Below are 17,737 nucleotides of genomic sequence, written 5' to 3' on the forward strand. Positions count from 1 at the left end.
CGCCCTTTCCAATCAGGCTGACGGTTAGCATGGAAAAAAGCCTCGCGCGCTACATCTGGTCGAACACGCGGCTCCAGCAGCTTTGGATTCTGGCTGTCGTTGCCGTCTCGATGGTTCCCTATTTCCTGTCCTTCGATTTGCCGAAACAGATCGTCAATGGCCCGATTCAAGGTGACGGCTTCGAGAATGCGAATGCGACCCAGACCTTCATGCACCTTGCCTATGACATCCCGCTGATCGGGCATGTCGAGGTCTTCGAGGGGTTCCAGCTCAACCGCCTTCAGATGCTGATGGCGCTGAGCCTCGTCTTCCTGGCGCTCGTCGTACTCAACGGCCTCTTCAAATTCTACATCAATACCTACAAAGGCCGCCTCGGCGAGCGGATGCTAAGACGTATCAGGTTCCAACTCATCGACCGCGTGCTGCGTTTCCCGCCCGTCCATTTCAAGCGGGTGAAATCGGCCGAAATTGCCACGATGATCAAAGACGAGGTGGAGCCGATGGGCGGCTTCACCGGTGATGCCTTCGTCTCGCCTGCGCTTCTCGGCGGACAGGCGCTGACGGCGCTTGCCTTCATCATTGTCCAGAACTTTTGGCTCGGCATGATTGCGGCCGCAATCGTCGGCGTCCAGGCAGTCGTCATTCCGCGCATGAGAAAACGATTGCTCGAGCTCGGCCGCCAGCGGCAGCTGACAGCCCGCGAGCTTTCCGGACGCGTCGGCGAGATCGTCGAGGGTATCGGCACGATCCACGGCAATGACACCTCGAACCTGGAACGCGCCGACATTGCCACGCGTCTCGGCCTCATCTTCTCGATCCGCTACGACCTTTACCAATGGAAGTTTCTGGTGAAGTTCCTGAACAACTTCCTGGCGCAGGTGACGCCGTTCCTGTTCTACGCGATCGGCGGCTATCTCGCCTTGCAGGGGCGCCTTGACATCGGCCAGCTCGTTGCCGTCATCAGCGCCTACAAGGATCTTCCCGGACCGTTGAAGGAACTGATCGACTGGGATCAGATGCGCCAGGACGTTCAGGTCAAGTATCAGCAGGTCTATGAACAGTTCAATGTCGAGCCGCTCATTGACAGCCGCATCCAGGAAATCCCGACAGAAGCGATCGGCCCGCTGACGGCAGCCCTGGTCGTCAGCAACCTCACCCTCAGCGACGATAGCGGCGCGCGCCTGGTCGACCACGTTTCGGTCGAGATCAGGCCGAACGAGACAGTGGCGATCGTCGGGCCGAACGGCAGCGGCGCGGAAGCTTTCGCCGAAGCGCTCGGTCGGATCGTCTGGCCGGACTCGGGCCGTATCAGCATCAACGGCCGCGACCTTCTGGAACTGCCGGAATCGATTACCGGACGTCGCATTTCCTACGCTTCTGCCGATAGCTATTTTTTTCACGGCACGCTGCGCGACAACCTGCTTTACGGTCTCAAGCATGCACCGCTGACCGATCCCAACTACGAGGGCGAGGAAGCACAAGAATTCAAATGGCATGCGGTCGAGGCGCTAAAGGCCGGCAACCCCACGCTTGATCTCAACAGCGACTGGGTCGATTACAACGCCGCCGGGGCCACCGGGCCGGACGATCTGTTGACGGCGATCCGACCGGTCCTTGATGCCGTGCTGATTTCGCAGGACATCCTCGACCTTGCCCTCCGCTCGACTGTTGATACAACCGTTCATGTGGCGCTTGCGGGTCGCATCGTCGATCTGCGCCGATCGCTGCGAGAGCGTATGAAGGACGAGAGCCTCGACGCCATCGTCGTACCCTTCGATTTCGATAACTACAATTCTCAGGCAACGGTCGGCGAAAATCTGCTCTTCGGCACGATGAAACGGCCGATGATGAACAACCGCAAGCTTGCGGCGCACCCCTATTTCCAGCAGCTTTTCCGCCATACAGGTCTCAGCAACGACCTCTATGCGATGGGCCTGGAAATCGCCGAAAACGCCGTCGAACTCTTCCACGACCTGCCGCCCGACCACCCGTTTTTCCAGCAGCTGACCTTCATGACCGCCGATGATATTCCGACCTATCAGGCCCTGCTGCAAAAATTGCAGAGTCGCCGGTTCGAGGATGCGAGCATCGATGAGCGTTCGATGATCATCCGGCTGAGCTTTGCTTATATCGAGCCACGCCATCGCTTCGGCCTGCTGAGCGATGAACTGATGGCCAAGATCGTGAGCGCCCGCAAGCAGTTTCACGAGCATATACCGGATGATCTGGCCGTTCTGATCGAGCGGTACGATCCAGAGCGCTTCACCTCCTCGGCAACGCTGATGGACAACGTGCTGTTCGGCCGCATTGCCTATCAGCAGGCGGACGCTTCCGATCGTATTCGCACCATCATGAGCGAGCTCTTCGACGCGCTTGATCTTTACGATGACGTGTTGTCGATCGGCCTTGAGTTTGACGTCGGTTCCGGCGGTAAGCGACTGACGATGGTTCAGCGCCAGAAACTCAATCTTGCCCGCGCGCTTTTGAAACGCTCGGATTACTTCATCTTCAACCGGCCGCTTCCCGCGCTCGATCAGCGTGTGCAGGACCAAATCATCCGCAATGTCGTCCAAGACCTGCACGAGGAGGGTAAACGCCCTGCGATCATCTGGGTACTTTCTAACGCAAGACTTGCAGAAATATTTGACAGAATTCTACTTTTTAATCGCGGAGATTTAGTGGAAGCTGGAAACTATCCCGAACTTTCCGAGAAAAACGGGATGTTCAAGGAACTGTTATCGTAATATTCTATTTCAGCAACTGAGACGGCATTCTTGAGGGAATGTCAGTAGAGTTTTTAAAGCGCATTCTCCTTCGGCGAGGAGAAGCGGCAGGGGGTGAGACGCTCATGCTGTTGAGAGATGAAGTCGAAATGCTGAGGCGGGTGCCGATCTTCGCAAGGATCGCCCCGGCAAAACTCAAGCTTTTGGCCTTCACCTCTGATCGGATGACCTACAAGGCCGGTCAGGACCTTTTCCACCAGGGCGATCCGGGCGACGCGGCCTATGTGGTGCTGTCCGGCACCGCCGACATTCTCGTGAATTCGCCTGCAGGCGACATAAAGGTCGCCGACGTCGAGGTTAATTCCATCGTCGGCGAAATCGCCATCCTCTGTGACGTGTCGCGCACCGCGACCGTCCGTGCCACCTCTCCTTTGGAAGTGCTGCGCATCAGCAAGGAGCATTTCCTGAAGCTTCTCAGCGATTTCCCCGAAATTGCCGTCGAGATCATGCGCGTCCTTGCCGACCGCCTGAACCATACGACGGCGGAATTGACGGCCGCACGCGCTGCAAAGCAACCGCAGGCGGCGCTTCAGTAATTTTCAGCAAGTTCCGGCCCTGGAAAAACGCCCGCGGGCTCGGCCAGGCCGTTGGTCTCATCCTTCAGTGATCGTTATTCGCGCTGCTCCAGCGCCTTGCTGAAGGCAAGCGCGGCAAGCGTGCAGACGGCGCCCGAAAGCAGGTAATAGCCGACAAAAGGAAGGCCGAAGCGGCTGGACAAACCAAGTGCAACGAGCGGCGCAAAACCCGCACCCACAAGCCAGGCGAGATCCGACGTGAAGGCCGCCCCCGTATAGCGATAGCCGCGGCCGAACCGTGAAGAGATCGAACCGGTGGCCTGACCGAACGAAAGGCCAAGCACGCCGAAGCCGATGATGACGAAAGCGTCCTGACCGGTGTCACCGGCAGCAATCAGCATCGGCCCGATGAAGGAGAAGATCGCGATCAACACGGCACAGACGGCAAGCTGACCGCGGCGGCCGATGCGATCGGCGATCAGCCCAGATGCGATGATGGCGACGATGCCGACCATGGCCCCGATGATCTGCACAACCATGAAAGTGCCGAGCGGTTGACTGCCGTAAAGGCTCATCCAACCTAGCGGAAAAATGGTGACGAGATGGAACATCGCAAAGCTTGCCAGAGGTACGAAGGCGCCGATCAGGATATCGCGACCGTGGATGCGAAGGACATCGACAATAGGCGCCGCTTCCAGTTCATGCTGCTCCAGGAGCGTGCCGAATTCCTTCGTCATGACGAGGCGCAGGCGGGCGAAGAGGGCCACGACGTTGATGGCGAATGCAACGAAGAACGGGTAGCGCCAGCCCCAGGACAGAAAATCGTCGTTTGAGAGATTGGCAATGAAGAAGCCGAACAGGGCGCTCGCTAGCGCAAAACCAATCGGCGCACCGAGCTGCGGGATCATCGCATACCAGCCACGGTGCCGCTCCGGCGCATTCAGCGCCAGCAACGAAGCAAGCCCGTCCCAGGCGCCGCCCAGAGCAAAGCCTTGCCCAAGACGAAAGAGCGCAAGCAAGGCGATCGACCAATAGCCGATTACGTTGTACCCGGGCAAAAATGCAATCGAGGCCGTCGAGCCGCCGAGCAGAAAGAGCGCAATCGTCAGCTTCGTGCCGCGGCCGTAGAAGCGGTCGATGGTCATGAAGACAACGGAACCAACAGGGCGGGCAAGAAAAGCAAGCGAAAAGATTGCGAACGAATAAAGCGTCGCCGTCAGCCGGTCCGGCGCGAAGGGAAAGACAAGCTGCGGGAAGACGAGAACCGAGGCCAGGCCGAAAACGAAGAAGTCGAAAAACTCCGACATGCGTCCGATGACGACGCCGATCGCGATGCTGCCCGGCGAGACCGGCTTGTCATCGTGAATTCTGCGTGCGTCGCGTTCCAGCGTGCGCGATGACGGTCCGTAGCGTACCTGTGTTTCAGCCATTTAACGCCTCCCTCGGTGAGGTGCTTTTGCGAAGCGCCTCAAGACGATCTTCATCAAACCCGCCGGGTTATCAAGTCCGCACGGCGCAAATAGTTCATCATTCATTCTCAAAACTGCATGCAGATCGCGAAATCCGCAACGCACGGCTGGCGAAACTGGCCAACTGCGTATTTGCGTATATATAGGCCGGAAAAACATTTGACCCTGGCACAATCCTTCTTGTTATCAGGATTTTCAGAGGCCCGTGAAACCACATTCTGCCGCAATGCGGCATATTTGCTGCACTGCGACCAAACACCTCATGTCACCATGCCGTTTCGTGCTTTAGTCGCGGTTCGGACGAAACAACAAGAGCTTTAGAGACGTGCACAAACTGATGAAGTTTTCCCGCCTTCTATCCGTGTTGCCGCTATTCATGCTGGCAGGGTGCAATCTGGTGGTGATGTCGCCTTCGGGTGATATCGCCAATCAACAGGCAGACCTCATCCTGGTCTCGACCTTCTTGATGCTTTTGATCATCGTGCCGGTCTTGTTCCTCACATTGTTCTTCGCCTGGCGATACAGGCGGTCGAACACAGCGGCGACCTATGATCCGGAATGGCATCACTCCACCCGCCTTGAAGTCGTGATCTGGTCAGCGCCGCTTGCCATCATCATCGCGCTCGGCGCAATCACCTGGATCAGCACACACAAGCTCGACCCCTACCGCGCGCTTGACCGGCTGGATGCAGAACGCGCGATTCCTGCCGGTGCGAAGCCACTGACCGTCGAAGTGGTGGCGCTCGACTGGAAATGGTTGTTCTTTTATCCTGATCTCGGCGTTGCGACCGTCAACGAGCTGGCCGCCCCGGTCGACGTTCCGATCAATTTCAAGATCACCGCGTCTTCGGTAATGAATTCCTTCTATATTCCCGCACTCGCCGGCCAGATCTACGCCATGCCCGGCATGCAGACGAAGTTGCACGCCGTCATCAACAAGGAAGGCGAGTACGAAGGCTTTTCTGCCAATTACAGCGGCGACGGCTTCTCGCACATGCGCTTCAAGTTTCACGGCCTCAATCAGCAGGGATTCGACGATTGGCTCGCGCGCGTCAAAGCGCAAGGTACGGCGCTTAACCGCGATGCCTACCTGAAACTCGAAAGACCGAGCGAACGGGAACCCGTGCGCTACTACGCCAGCACCGAGACCGGCCTCTACGAGGCCATCCTCAACATGTGCGCGACGCCCGGTAAGATGTGCATGAACGAGATGATGCACATCGACATGATGGGCGGCGCAGGCAAGGAGAGCGCCGAAAACCGGGAACGGCTGGAATATGACAACCGCCACACCGAACAAGGTGAGCGCACCAATGCCCCGACTTTCCCCGCAACCGGCACGCCGGCACGCAGCGGGCAAGAGCCCGAAGGCACCGACAGCAACACCCAGCAGCCTGACGCCCAGCCGCAGCAGGGTGGGCAGACCATGCCCGCGATGCCGCATGACGGTCATTCGATGCCCGGCATGGATCATGGCAGCGGCAGTCCGGCCCAACCGGGCAGCAAGAATTAAAACCTGGCGCTTTGCGTCGCTGAGACATCAATGAACGGGTTCATCCATGTTTTCCAATCCTGACCTCCTGAAGTTCATCTTCGGCCGGTTGACTCCTGAGGCGATCCCCTATCACGAGCCGATCCTCGTCGCGACCTTCATCGGCGTGGTCATCGGCGGCCTAGCCGTGCTCGGCCTCATTACCTATTACAGATTTTGGGGCCCGTTGTGGCGCGACTGGATCACGAGCGTCGACCACAAGAAGATCGGCATCATGTACGTGATTCTCGCCATCATCATGCTGCTGCGCGGCTTTTCGGACGCGATCATGATGCGGATCCAGCAAGCAATCGCCTTCAACGGATCTGAAGGCTATCTGCCGCCGCACCACTACGACCAGGTCTTTACGGCCCACGGCGTTATCATGATCTTCTTCGTGGCCATGCCCTTTGTCACTGGCCTGATGAACTTCGTGGTACCGATGCAGATCGGCGCTCGTGACGTTTCCTTTCCCTTCCTCAACAACTTCTCCTTCTGGATGACGACGGCGGGCGCCATCATCATCATGCTGTCGCTCTTCATCGGAGAGTTCGCGCGCACCGGCTGGCTTGCCTACCCGCCGCTTTCAGGCGCCGACTACAGTCCGGGGGTGGGCGTCGACTACTATATCTGGGGCCTGCAGGTTGCAGGCGTTGGGACGACACTGTCGGGCATCAACCTGATCGCCACCATCGTGAAGATGCGAGCGCCTGGCATGACCATGATGAAGCTCCCCGTCTTCACCTGGACCTCGCTTTGCACCAACGTCTTGATCGTCGCCACCTTTCCGATCCTGACGGCAACGCTTGCGCTACTGTCGCTCGACCGCTACGCCGGCACGAACTTCTTCACGAACGACCTCGGCGGCAATCCGATGATGTATGTCAACCTCATCTGGATCTGGGGCCATCCGGAGGTCTATATTCTCGTGCTGCCGGCCTTCGGCATCTTTTCGGAAGTGGTCGCGACCTTCTGCGGCAAGCGCCTGTTCGGCTACGCCTCGATGGTCTATGCGACAGTGGTCATCACCATCCTTTCCTATATCGTCTGGCTCCATCATTTCTTCACCATGGGTTCGGGCGCCAGCGTCAACTCCTTCTTCGGAATAACGACCATGATCATCTCGATCCCCACGGGAGCGAAGATGTTCAACTGGCTCTTCACCATGTATCGCGGCCGCATCCGCTATGAAGTGCCGATGCTATGGACCGTCGGGTTCATGGTGACCTTCGTCATCGGCGGCATGACCGGGGTGTTGCTTGCCGTACCGCCTGCAGACTTCGTGCTGCACAACTCGCTGTTCCTGATCGCGCATTTCCACAATGTGATCATCGGTGGCGTGTTGTTCGGCCTGCTTGCCGGCGTTAACTACTGGTTCCCGAAGGCCTTCGGCTTCAAGCTCGATCCGTTCTGGGGCAAGATCAGCTTCTGGTTCTGGCTGACCGGCTTCTATTTCGCCTTCATGCCGCTCTATGTGCTCGGCCTGATGGGCGTCACCCGCCGGGTGTCACAGTTCGAGGATCCGTCGCTGCAGATCTGGTTCATCATCGCAGCCTTCGGTGCGTTCCTGATCGCGCTCGGCATACTGGCGTTCCTCGTCCAGCTTGTCGTCAGCTTCATGAGGCGCGAGGAACTTGCCGACCATACAGGCGATCCGTGGGATGCCCGCACGCTTGAGTGGTCGACGTCGTCGCCGCCGCCCGACTACAATTTCGCCTTCACGCCCGTGGTGCACGATCATGACAGCTGGTACGACATGAAGAACCGCGGCTACGAACGACCCCTCGAAGGCTTCAAGCCGATCCACATGCCGAAGAACACCGGCACCGGCGCAATCCTTTCGGCCATCAGCGTGGCACTCGCCTTCGGCCTGATCTGGTACATGTGGTGGCTCGTCGTGGCCAGCGCCGCGGCGCTGCTCGTCGTTACCATTGTCCATACGTTCAACTATAGGCGCGACTTCTATATCCCGGCCGAAGAGGTCAGTAAAACGGAAGACAAGCGAACCGAATTGCTTGCGACACAGGTGTCATGACCATGAGCGATCATACTATCGACACGGCCGAAAAGCCTGAGTTCTACCTGACCGACGAACATCATCCCGAAGGCAGCACAAATCTCGGCTTCTGGCTCTACCTCATGAGCGACTGCCTGATCTTTGCGGTGCTGTTTGCGACCTATGGCGTTGTTGGCCGCAATTATGCGGCAGGGCCTTCGCCGAAGGACCTTTTCGATCTGCCGCTCGTGGCCGTCAACACCTCGATGCTGCTCTTTTCTTCCATCACCTACGGCTTCGCCATGCTCCAGATGGAAAAGAACAGCAAATCTGGCACACTGATGTGGCTGGCCGTGACCGGCCTGTTCGGCGCGGCGTTCATCGGTCTTGAACTCTATGAGTTCATTCACTTGATTCACGAAGGTGCAGGTCCATCGCGCAGCGCTTTCCTTTCGGCCTTCTTTACGCTGGTTGGAACCCATGGACTGCACGTCACGTCCGGCATCATCTGGATGGCGACGCTGATGGTGCAGGTTTCCATGTACGGCCTGATCGAGGCCAACCGGCGCCGCCTCATGTGCCTTTCGATGTTCTGGCACTTCCTCGACGTCGTCTGGATCGGCGTCTTTTCCTTCGTCTACTTGATGGGAGTCCTCGGATGAGTTCGCAAGCACCCACACATGAGGACGCACACGAAGCCCATCATGGCCATAGCCACGGTCATGGGGCAGGTCACGGCTCCATGAAGAGCTATACGATCGGTTTCGTCCTCTCGGTCATCTTGACCGCCATTCCGTTCTGGCTTGTCATGGCCGGCGTCTTCGAGAGCCCGGGCGTGACTGCTGCTCTTGTGATGGCACTCGGCGCAATACAGATCGTCGTTCACATGATCTGCTTCCTGCATATGAACACGCGCTCGGAAGGCGGCTGGACGATGATGGCGCTGATCTTCACGATCGTGATCGTGGCGATCGCCCTTTCCGGCTCGCTTTGGGTCATGCATCATCTGAATACCAACATGATGCCGATGAGCCCCGAAATGATGAAGAACATGCCCTAGAGGTGTCGAGCGGGCGGCGGCAGGGCCGTCCGTGCAGGGTTTCCGCCATGCCAGACAGCTGTTCCTTTCCCAAAGACCGGCGCCGATCTTCAATCAGGCTCGCAATGCTGTGCAGCCTGATGCTACTGTCGACCGCCGGTTTCGTCGCCCTCGGCCTCTGGCAGGTTGAGCGGCTGTCCTGGAAACGTCACCTCATTGCTCTGGTCGATCAACGGGTCCACGCCGTCCCGGCCCCGGCCCCTACGCGAAGGCCAGTCAGTGCCGCCGACGACGAATACCGCCGCATAGTGGCGACCGGGACGTTGCAGAACGACAAGGAGACGCTGGTCTATGCCTCGACCGAACTGGGTCCAGGCTTTTGGGTAATGACGCCGCTGTCGCTTGGCGATGGCCAAACGGTCTTGATAAACCGCGGCTTCGTGCCGACCGACAGGCGCGATCCGCAAACCCGACCGGAAGGCCAAGTCTCCGGTCAGGTCACGATCACGGGGCTGATGCGGATGACGGAACCGAAGGGTTCGCTGTTAAAATCGAACGACTCGGCCTCGGGCCGCTGGTATTCGCGCGATGTCGCTGCAATCGCGGCGCAAAAGCACGTGACAGGCGCTGCCGAGTATTTCATCGACGCCGACAAAACTCCAAATCCCGGCGGTCTGCCGGTCGGTGGACTGACGCGCATCGTCTTTGCGAACAATCACCTCGTCTACGCAATCACATGGTTTGGCTTGGCGCTGATGATGGCTGGCCTGCTGGCATTCGTGATCCGAAGCGAGATTCGGAGGCAGTGGCCGTGGCAATCGTCCGGGTGATTGCATCGGCAAGTTGTGCCTGCGAGAAGGGCTTGCCGAGACGCGGCAGCTCGATCAGGCCGCTGCCGGGCGGAATGTCGGCATAGCCGGTGGCCAGGATGATCGGCATGTGCGGCCAATCACGGCGAATCGCCTCGGCAAGCTCTGCACCCGTCATCCGCGGCATGGCGTGGTCGGAGATGACAAGATCGACCGGTTCTCTGGAAAGGATGGCCAGCGCATCGGCACCCGATGCTGCCTCGATGGCGTCGTAACCGAGATCTTCCAGCATCAAAACCGTGTTCATGAGCACGAGACTGTCGTCGTCGACGGCCAGGATGCGCAGCGAGCGCGGAGGGCCGAGATGATCGGCCCCTTCGTCCGGGAGCTCTTGCGGTGCGTCATCCAGTGCCAGCACCGCAGGGAACCAAAGCTCGGCGACCGTGCCTTCGCCGAGGCGGCTCTTCAACACGAGCCGGCCGCCTGACTGCGCGGCGAGCCCTTGAACCATCGGCAATCCGAGACCGGTGCCTTTGCCGACGCCCTTGGTCGTGAAGAAAGGTGTCGTCGCCTGCTCAAGCGTCTCTTCGTCCATGCCCTCGCCGCCGTCGATGACGGAAAGGCAAAGATACGCACCTGGGGCAAGAATGCCGTTCCCTTCACCGACCGTCCGTTCCTGCGCTCTGACAGTGATTTTCCCTCCGCGCGGCATGGCGTCACGCGCATTCACGATGAGATTGAGGATTGCTGTTTCGAGCTGGTTCGGATCGGTGGCAATCGTCGGGACGCCCGGCAGCACATCAATTTCCAGCATGGTCAGCGGCCCAAGCGAACGCTGCAGCATGTCGGCCATTCCGTCCATGAGCGCTGCAATCTCGATCGTCTTGACCGCCAGTTCCTGGCGCCGGGAAAAGGAGAGCATGCGCTGCGTCAAGGCAGCGCCGCGCTGCGCGCCTTGCATGGCATTTTCGACAAGGGGCATCAACTCCGGCTGCTCAGGCATCCGCTTCTTCAAAATCTCCAGGCTGCCAAGAACGGCCATCAGGAGATTATTGAAGTCGTGGGCAATGCCGCCGGTGAGTTGGCCGATCGCCTCCATTTTCTGGGCCTGGAAGAGCTCTTCGCGTGCCTGGTCGAGCGCACGCTGGATTTCGCGCTTCTCGGTCATATCGCGCGTGATCTTCGCAAAACCAACGACCTTCCCGCAATCGTCCGTGATAGCGTCAAGGACCACGTTCGCCCAAAAGCGGCTGCCGTCCTTGCGCATGCGCCAGGCCTCCTTTTCGAAGCGGCCGTCGCGGCGGGCAATTTCAAGCGCGCGTTCAGGCTCACCGGCAGCACGGTCCTCCTCGGTGTAGAAATTCGAGAAGTGCCTTCCGATGATCTCTTCCTGTGAATATCCTTTGAGGCGCTGCGCACCGACGTTCCAGGTGGCGACGTGACCCTCCGGACTGAGCATGTAGATTGCATAGTCGGTGATGGCATCGACGAGTAGCCGCAAGCGGCCCTCGCCCGTGAGAGACGCACCAGATCGATCCATCACTTCCATAAGCCCCCCCGTCGGAAACATCAGTTTCCTAAACCTAAAGAGCCTTGAAATGGTTCCCCCAAAGGTCCGAAAAATTCAAACCGCTCTGCTTTGAGGATAGAACTGCTCTCCGATCTTCTCCGCCGCCGCGTAGGCCTGGGTGACGATTTCGGGGACCAGATCGATATCCGGCAGGCTGCCAAGGCCGAGCGGACCGACGGCGAAGAGGCCGTTCACCGTCGATCCGTCCTCCAGGCAGAGCTGGCCGCGCTGATCGACGGCAAGCCCCAGCGAAAGCTCGTCAGGCATTGCAAGACCGGAGCCGATCAGGCTCTGCATCAAAGGCATCGCCACATCAGGTGCCTTGCAGCGGCAGTCGAAAACACGTTCCGCATAGATGACTTCCTCGACATCCGATCCAGCCGGCCTGAAAAAGATGCCACTGAGTCCCCGGCGCCCGGCCGTACCTCGACGAAGGACCGTATTGCCTTCGGCAAGCTCGCGTTTCAAGCGCAGATATATCGCTTCTGGCAGGCGGTTGCGGTGGCTGTCGTAGATGGCGCGCAGATGCCGGTTGAACTGGCGTTTCTGAGCAGCCGGCAGCGATCGCCAGAGAGAGCGGGCATGTCTGCGCAGACCGTTCATCACCGATTGCCAGCTGCGGCCCTCTTCTTCTGCCTCGCGGCAGGCCTTGCGGATGAAGCGGACGATCTCGGGCAGCTTTTGCGGCAACGCCTCGGCCGGGAAAACAGGATCGGCGGAGTTCGGTGTATGGCTCTGTGGCAGGAACCCATGCTTGGAGACAACCGTGATCTGCCCATCGTAACCGCTATCGCGCAGTTGCAGCAACTGGTCGACCACACGGATGCCGCTTCCAAGGAGAACTGCATGCGGTCGGGTAACGAGACGCTTCGCGCGCACCGGCGACCGATCCTCCGCCTCCGGCTCGGGCTCGCGCTCGCAAAGCCCGTAGCCGGTGGCCAGCACGACGGTATCGAAGAGCGGATTGGCTGGATGGGCGCTTTCGAGCAGAAAACGGTTCGCTTGGCTTTTGCGAATTGCTGCGACCGGCTCATGGCAGACCTGTACGGTGATATCCTTGCGGGCTGCGAGCGCTTGTGAAAAGCGCTGATAGACGTAGTCGCTGAAGAGTGCCTTCGGAACGAAGATCTGGCGGAAACCCGGGATCGCAGCACGCACGGTAGCCCTAAATTGCGTGTTGCCACAGAGCCAGTCATTGAAATCGTCGACGTCGCCGAGCGACACCGAAAGATCGCGCACGCGGGTGTTGAGGATTGTCGAAGCGCGCGTCGACGACAGTGCCTGACCTCCGCTGACCGAGGAATTCGGATCGAAAAGTTGGAGATGAAACGGCATCCGCACCGTCTTCATCAAGGCGATTGCGCTCATCATGCCGGAAAAGCCCCGACCGACGATTGCGATACGCGGGACAGGCGAAACCCGTGCCGTCGTCTTCAATTTCGAAGCAAAAAGACCCTGAACCGTCATCTCAACTCCCTTGCGGAATCAGCCCGCATCGCGTCTCGATCGAGGTTTTCAACGCAGGACAACACGCACCTGCGTTGGTTTGGTTCGTGCGGCCGTCTAAAATGCTTGCCGCTCGTTGAAGTGTTGAGCTCGGCAGAAACGAGGGAACATTGCCGCCGTCATAGTCTATAAAACTGGTCGTGTATGAAAGCCCTAAAATGAGAAAGTGGCAAGCGTTTTGTTCGCCATGACTGCGGACGGATCAGCCAGAGCACTGAAACAAAAGAGGGATTCGTCTTCCGACCGCGCCTCGCGCCCTCGTCTAAGACGCGTCTTCGGACGGGCGGCTATTTCACGATGCGGTCGATCAGGAAATTGAAGAAATCGCTGTAGCGCGCCGGAATACGCTCTGCCCCCTCCAGAAGGGTCACGGCATGGCCGTTCCTTTCGGCGGTCTTTTGAAATTCTGCGCCGAATTTCGGGCTGTGAACGAGTGCCATGTGATCGCTCGACTGATCCTGCAGCCCCCCCGAATAGAGAAGTACGATCGGCGGCGAGTCTGCCCGAACGAGGTAGGAGGGCGACATCGCCGAGATGTAATTTAGGAACTTATCTCTCTGCGCCAGGAAGGATTGGAAATCTGCTTCGGGCAGGCCAAAGGCATGGCCACCGTAATTGATGGATGGACCGACCCAATCGCGCATCTCAAAGGGATCGATCGTGGTTTGCGCATCGATGCCGCCAACCGCCTTGATCGCCTTTATCGACCCGTCCTCATCGATCGACAAGGCCAGCCAGAGCGCATTGAAGCCGCCTGCCGAAGCGCCGTATATGGCAAGCCTTGTATTATCAATTCCGAGGCTCGGGCCATTCTTCATGAGGTATCCGTAGGCCGATCTGGTATCCTCAAGCGCCGCCAGCACAGGCGGGAATATCCGGTCGCGTTTTGCCTCGACCAAATTGCGATAGTTGATCGCAACGACCGCGACGCCCTTCGACAGCATGTAGTTCCTGGCGTTGGCCGCCAGATACTGCTTGTCACCATTCCACCATCCGCCACCATGGACATAGATGATCGCCGGAAACGGACCGGCACCGGGCGGTTTATAGATGTCCATCCTGTTGCGGGCGTCGCTTCCGTAGGCGATGTCCTTGAAGGCAGGTCCTTGCCTATCGGTCGAGGCCAAAAGCTCACAAGTTCCAGCCGTCAGCAAGAAAAACGCCAATGCGGCAATGGCCAGTATCGCCGTGATGGGCCTCGATAATCCGTAAATCATGCTGCAACCTCTCGCCGTCGGCACCGTGATCCAAGATAAAAAGTTTGCATCCACGCGCAATTTGGGTGGACAACGGAATTATATTAATAGTAATACGACAAAGAAACAAATACTCGAAAATTATCCGGGAAATATACTCCTTTTGGATGAGAGTATGACTGAAAATAAACCTGCGACACATTATTATGTGGTAGATATAGTCAGAATTTATGCTGCTGCATTGGTTCTGCTATTCCACTTTGCGAGCTTCCAGCTTCCGCAGACTAGCGGGCCGGTCTTCGCCTTCCTCTGGCCATTCGATGGCGTTGGCAGCGTTGGCGTTGAGATCTTTTTCGTGATTTCCGGCCTTGTGATCTCCATGAGCGCAGAAAGCGCCAGGGGCATGCAAGGCGCCCTGCGTTTTATTCACCTGCGCGCCCTTCGCATCCTGCCGGCGTTGTGGATTTCCAGCGTGATCGGCTTTGCCACCTTATCGCTTGCAGGCCAAGACATTGGGTCTCTTATCGCTCCCCTCGTCCGTTCCTCGGTCCTTTCGCCGGTCGGACCATATATCGACGGCGTCGTATGGTCGCTGGTGGTCGAGGCTGCGTTCTACCTGACAGTCGCAATCACGATCATCTTTGCGCCGCGTCTTTCCCTGGAAAACCTGGCGAAGATCATTTGCGCCGGAAGCTCGGTCTATCTCGTGGTATGGTCTGTAGCCTTTCTATTCGACAAGGAGCTATTTGCGACGCTATCGCGCTTCCCATCGAAGGTCTTCCTCATGCGCTACGGCGTTTTCTTCGCTTTGGGAATGTTGCTGTGGGCTCACCTGCGCAGCCATCGCTCCAAAAATGCGATCGGCGCCCTGCTGCCGGCAGGCCTGATGTGCATTGTCGAGATATTCGTCGGCAGGGACATGTTATGGGGCATCGGCACCGGGGCCACTGCGGTGTGGCTGTCGGCCACAGCCTTTATGGTTTTTTGCATCATGCATGCGGACGCATTCGAAGCCGGGTTTACCCATCGGCAGCGCACGATATTCCGATATCTCGGAAGCCTGAGTTACGCACTCTACCTTAATCATTACACGTTCGGCGCCTCGATCGTCCAATCGCTATCGACAGTGCTGCCGCCAGTCTCGCCGGGGTCCGTCGGCTTATTGTTCTGCGCTTCGGTTTGCGCCGTCCTATTGATGTCCTGTTTCGTCACGTCCGCAGAAAGGATCATGAAGAAGCCTTTGATGCTGCGGCGCTCACCTCAATTGGGACCGAGCTGAGGGGGCGGTTGCGATCGTCTCGCTCACGAGAAAATAACCAACTGGTGAATTCTTTACTTGAACGCTCAGGTAGAATCGGCAAAACTGAGTACGCTAATCAATCCCTTCATGGAATCGCCGTCTTTTCGGGTCAGCGTCCGAACCCTACGTCTATCTGGAATCAATACCGTGAGCAGCGATGCGTCGATACGCGCGACGAAGCCTTCAGCTTCGCTTGCGCTTGTAAGTGCGGCAGGCTGGGGCAAGGGCCTTTATACGCTGGTCCGCATTACCGTCATGGCCTTTCGTCACCCTTGGCAAGCCGGTTTCGCCATCGGTGCAACCCTCGTAGCATCCACGTTCCAGCTGCTGATACCGCGCCTGCTCGGCCAGGCGGTCGACCAAACGCAGGTTGCATTGACCGGCGGAGCGGCCGGCCAGTTGGCGCAGGAGGCGCTGCTTGCGACGGCGCTGCTTTTACTCGGTGCCAGCGTGCTCCGCGGCGTCTTCACGATGGTTCAGAACTATTACAGCGAAAGCGTCGGCCACCATATGGGCTACGAGCTGCGGCTTGCCTGTTACGAGAAGATCCAGCGGCTCTCCTTCAGCTTTCACGACACGGTTCATTCGGGCGACCTGATCACTGTCGGACTGCTCGATCTCGAAGGCGTGCGAATGTATTTCTCGACAGCGCTTGTGCGCGTCTTCCTGCTTTCGATGCTGATCGGGATCGGTGCGTACATGCTGATCTCGACCGATGTGGTTCTTGGCCTGCTGGCTCTGAGCTTCGTGCCTTTCGTCGGCTGGCGTTCCTCAGTGACGCAGCTGCGGCTGCGTGCCACATGGCTCGATCTGCAGGAACGGCTTTCGGTGCTGACCCGCATCATGGAGGAAAATCTCGGCGGCATCCGTGTCGTCCGTGCCTTCGCTGCTCAAGACCATGAGCTCACCAAGTTCGAAAAGGCTTCGAAGAGCGCGCTGACGCTTGCGCACCAGCGTGTCGGTATTCGTGTTGCCAATACCAGCGCCATGACCTTTTCCTTCTTTGCTGCAATGGGCCTGGTGCTGTGGTTCGGAGGAGAAAAGGTAATGGCCGGCGACATCACCGTCGGCACGCTCGCCTCGTTCTTGACGTTCATGACCATCCTGCAAATGCCGGTGCGCCAACTCGGCCTGATGGTCAACGCCTTTGCCCGGGCATCGACATGCGGCACGCGCCTTTTCAATCTCCTCGACCTGGAGATCGCCATCCGCAATGCCCCGGATGCAAAGGAGCTGAAGGTATCCGATGGCACGCTTCGTTTCGAGAATGTCGACTTCGCTTATCCAGGCTCGGACATGCATCAGGTGCTTCGCGGCATTTCCTTCGAGGCCCGGCGTGGCGAAACGGTCGGCATCGTCGGCCCGCCAGGCAGCGGCAAATCGACGATCGCCCATTTGATCCCGCGCTTTTATGACGTGACGAAGGGCAGGATCATGATCGACGGGCAGGACATCCGCAAGGCGACACTGCAATCGCTTCGCCGTGCAGTTGCCGTCGTGCAGCAGGATTCCTTCCTGTTCACGACCACAATCGAAAACAATATCGCCTATGGCGACCCGTGGGCAAAGGAGCCGCGGATCGAGCGGGCCAGCGAGAGTGCGCAACTGCACAACTATGTTCTCGGCCTGCCGACAGGCTACGGAACGGTGGTGGGCGAACGCGGCGTTTCGCTGTCGGGCGGCCAACGCCAGCGCCTTTCAATCGCGCGCGCGCTGATGCTGAGGCCGGCGGTGATGGTGTTTGACGATTCGACGGCTGCCATCGACGCTGCCACCGAACAACGCATCCGCGCCGCCATGCGCAAATATGCCGCTGACCGCGTGACGATCATCGTCGCCCATCGGCTGAGTTCGCTGATGCATGCAGACCAGATCCTCTTCGTCGAGGACGGCTCAATCATCGAGCGCGGCACGCATGAGGAGTTGCTGGCCGCCGGCGGCCGGTACAAGGCACTTTACGACTTGCAGGTGCGGCCGGGCGACGACGCTTTGAGCGCGTAAGAAACCGGCGCAGGGAGGACTT

General features: G+C 58.6%; 12 protein-coding genes and 1 pseudogene. 9 read left to right on the forward strand and 4 right to left on the reverse strand.

The window, feature by feature from the left end; genetic code table 11:
* Positions 1-29 precede the first annotated feature (29 nt).
* Together EV130_RS05770 and EV130_RS05775 are read left to right on the forward strand one after the other, a co-directional pair.
* Positions 30-2,744, forward strand: a complete 2,715-nt coding sequence (locus EV130_RS05770; RefSeq protein ID WP_074065700.1) for an ABC transporter ATP-binding protein — start codon at positions 30-32, stop codon at positions 2,742-2,744.
* Between the two features lie 104 nt (positions 2,745-2,848).
* The gene (locus EV130_RS05775; protein ID WP_022716669.1) at positions 2,849-3,319 is read left to right on the forward strand and encodes a cyclic nucleotide-binding domain-containing protein; all 471 of its coding nucleotides are present in this window, start codon (positions 2,849-2,851) and stop codon (positions 3,317-3,319) included.
* Between the two features lie 74 nt (positions 3,320-3,393).
* On the opposite strand, the gene EV130_RS05780 is transcribed toward EV130_RS05775, so the two are convergent.
* Complete coding sequence (locus tag EV130_RS05780; RefSeq protein WP_074064936.1) at positions 3,394-4,728, reverse strand: MFS transporter; 1,335 nt, start codon at positions 4,726-4,728, stop codon at positions 3,394-3,396.
* 376 nt (positions 4,729-5,104) lie between these two features.
* On the opposite strand from EV130_RS05780, the gene cyoA reads away from it, so the two are divergent.
* The 5 genes from cyoA (at position 5,105) to EV130_RS05805 (ending at position 10,163) form a co-directional block, all read left to right on the forward strand.
* Positions 5,105-6,280 carry a ubiquinol oxidase subunit II gene (gene cyoA, locus EV130_RS05785; protein WP_425375521.1) on the forward strand — a complete coding sequence of 392 codons (1,176 nt, stop codon included), beginning with the start codon at positions 5,105-5,107 and terminating at the stop codon, positions 6,278-6,280.
* 46 nt (positions 6,281-6,326) lie between these two features.
* The gene (cyoB, locus tag EV130_RS05790) at positions 6,327-8,333 is read left to right on the forward strand and encodes a cytochrome o ubiquinol oxidase subunit I (protein WP_132551651.1); all 2,007 of its coding nucleotides are present in this window, start codon (positions 6,327-6,329) and stop codon (positions 8,331-8,333) included.
* A gap of 2 nt (positions 8,334-8,335) precedes the next feature.
* Positions 8,336-8,956 (forward strand): cytochrome o ubiquinol oxidase subunit III, encoded by a 621-nt coding sequence (gene cyoC, locus EV130_RS05795; protein ID WP_132551653.1) that lies wholly within the window; start codon positions 8,336-8,338, stop codon positions 8,954-8,956.
* On the forward strand, positions 8,953-9,354 hold the full coding sequence (cyoD, locus tag EV130_RS05800) for a cytochrome o ubiquinol oxidase subunit IV (RefSeq protein ID WP_074064939.1): 402 nt from the start codon (positions 8,953-8,955) through the stop codon (positions 9,352-9,354). Before cyoC ends, cyoD begins: the two co-directional genes overlap by 4 nt.
* Before the next feature lie 119 nt (positions 9,355-9,473).
* Positions 9,474-10,163: an SURF1 family protein gene (locus EV130_RS05805; RefSeq protein WP_245520024.1), complete on the forward strand. Its 690-nt coding sequence runs from the start codon at positions 9,474-9,476 to the stop codon at positions 10,161-10,163.
* On the opposite strand, the pseudogene EV130_RS05810 reads toward EV130_RS05805, so the two are convergent.
* The 3 genes and pseudogenes from EV130_RS05810 to EV130_RS05820 form a co-directional block, all read right to left on the reverse strand.
* Positions 10,066-11,703 (reverse strand): annotated as a pseudogene (locus EV130_RS05810) (ATP-binding protein); the annotation flags it as partial. The gene EV130_RS05805 and the pseudogene EV130_RS05810 sit on opposite strands and share 98 nt — an antisense overlap.
* A 63-nt stretch (positions 11,704-11,766) precedes the next feature.
* The gene (locus tag EV130_RS05815; RefSeq protein ID WP_132659560.1) at positions 11,767-13,179 is read right to left on the reverse strand and encodes an FAD/NAD(P)-binding protein; all 1,413 of its coding nucleotides are present in this window, start codon (positions 13,177-13,179) and stop codon (positions 11,767-11,769) included.
* A gap of 326 nt (positions 13,180-13,505) precedes the next feature.
* A complete protein-coding gene (locus tag EV130_RS05820) occupies positions 13,506-14,435 on the reverse strand; it encodes an alpha/beta hydrolase (protein ID WP_074064942.1) in 930 nt (309 codons plus the stop codon).
* On the opposite strand from EV130_RS05820, the gene EV130_RS05825 reads away from it, so the two are divergent.
* Both EV130_RS05825 and EV130_RS05830 read left to right on the forward strand, forming a co-directional pair.
* Entirely contained in the window at positions 14,434-15,693 is a 1,260-nt protein-coding gene (locus tag EV130_RS05825) for an acyltransferase family protein (RefSeq protein WP_132659562.1), read from the forward strand. The two genes, EV130_RS05820 and EV130_RS05825, sit on opposite strands and share 2 nt — an antisense overlap.
* Before the next feature lie 168 nt (positions 15,694-15,861).
* Entirely contained in the window at positions 15,862-17,715 is a 1,854-nt protein-coding gene (locus EV130_RS05830; RefSeq protein ID WP_074064944.1) for an ABC transporter ATP-binding protein, read from the forward strand.
* The last annotated feature ends 22 nt before the right edge of the window (positions 17,716-17,737 follow it).

It is taken from the genome of Rhizobium azibense, from assembly GCF_004342325.1.
Lineage (GTDB): Bacteria > Pseudomonadota > Alphaproteobacteria > Rhizobiales > Rhizobiaceae > Rhizobium > Rhizobium etli_B.

Bases quoted from the DNA above. Each gene is read 5' to 3' on its own strand.
- EV130_RS05770 (WP_074065700.1), top strand. From the start codon at position 30: ATGGAAAAAAGCCTCGCGCGCTACATCTGGTCGAACACGCGGCTCCAG.
- EV130_RS05775 (WP_022716669.1), top strand. From the start codon at position 2,849: ATGCTGTTGAGAGATGAAGTCGAAATGCTGAGGCGGGTGCCGATCTTC.
- EV130_RS05780 (WP_074064936.1), bottom strand. From the start codon at position 4,728: ATGGCTGAAACACAGGTACGCTACGGACCGTCATCGCGCACGCTGGAA.
- cyoA (WP_425375521.1), top strand. From the start codon at position 5,105: ATGAAGTTTTCCCGCCTTCTATCCGTGTTGCCGCTATTCATGCTGGCA.
- cyoB (WP_132551651.1), top strand. From the start codon at position 6,327: ATGTTTTCCAATCCTGACCTCCTGAAGTTCATCTTCGGCCGGTTGACT.
- cyoC (WP_132551653.1), top strand. From the start codon at position 8,336: ATGAGCGATCATACTATCGACACGGCCGAAAAGCCTGAGTTCTACCTG.
- cyoD (WP_074064939.1), top strand. From the start codon at position 8,953: ATGAGTTCGCAAGCACCCACACATGAGGACGCACACGAAGCCCATCAT.
- EV130_RS05805 (WP_245520024.1), top strand. From the start codon at position 9,474: ATGCTACTGTCGACCGCCGGTTTCGTCGCCCTCGGCCTCTGGCAGGTT.
- EV130_RS05815 (WP_132659560.1), bottom strand. From the start codon at position 13,179: ATGACGGTTCAGGGTCTTTTTGCTTCGAAATTGAAGACGACGGCACGG.
- EV130_RS05825 (WP_132659562.1), top strand. From the start codon at position 14,434: ATGCTGCAACCTCTCGCCGTCGGCACCGTGATCCAAGATAAAAAGTTT.
- EV130_RS05820 (WP_074064942.1), bottom strand. From the start codon at position 14,435: ATGATTTACGGATTATCGAGGCCCATCACGGCGATACTGGCCATTGCC.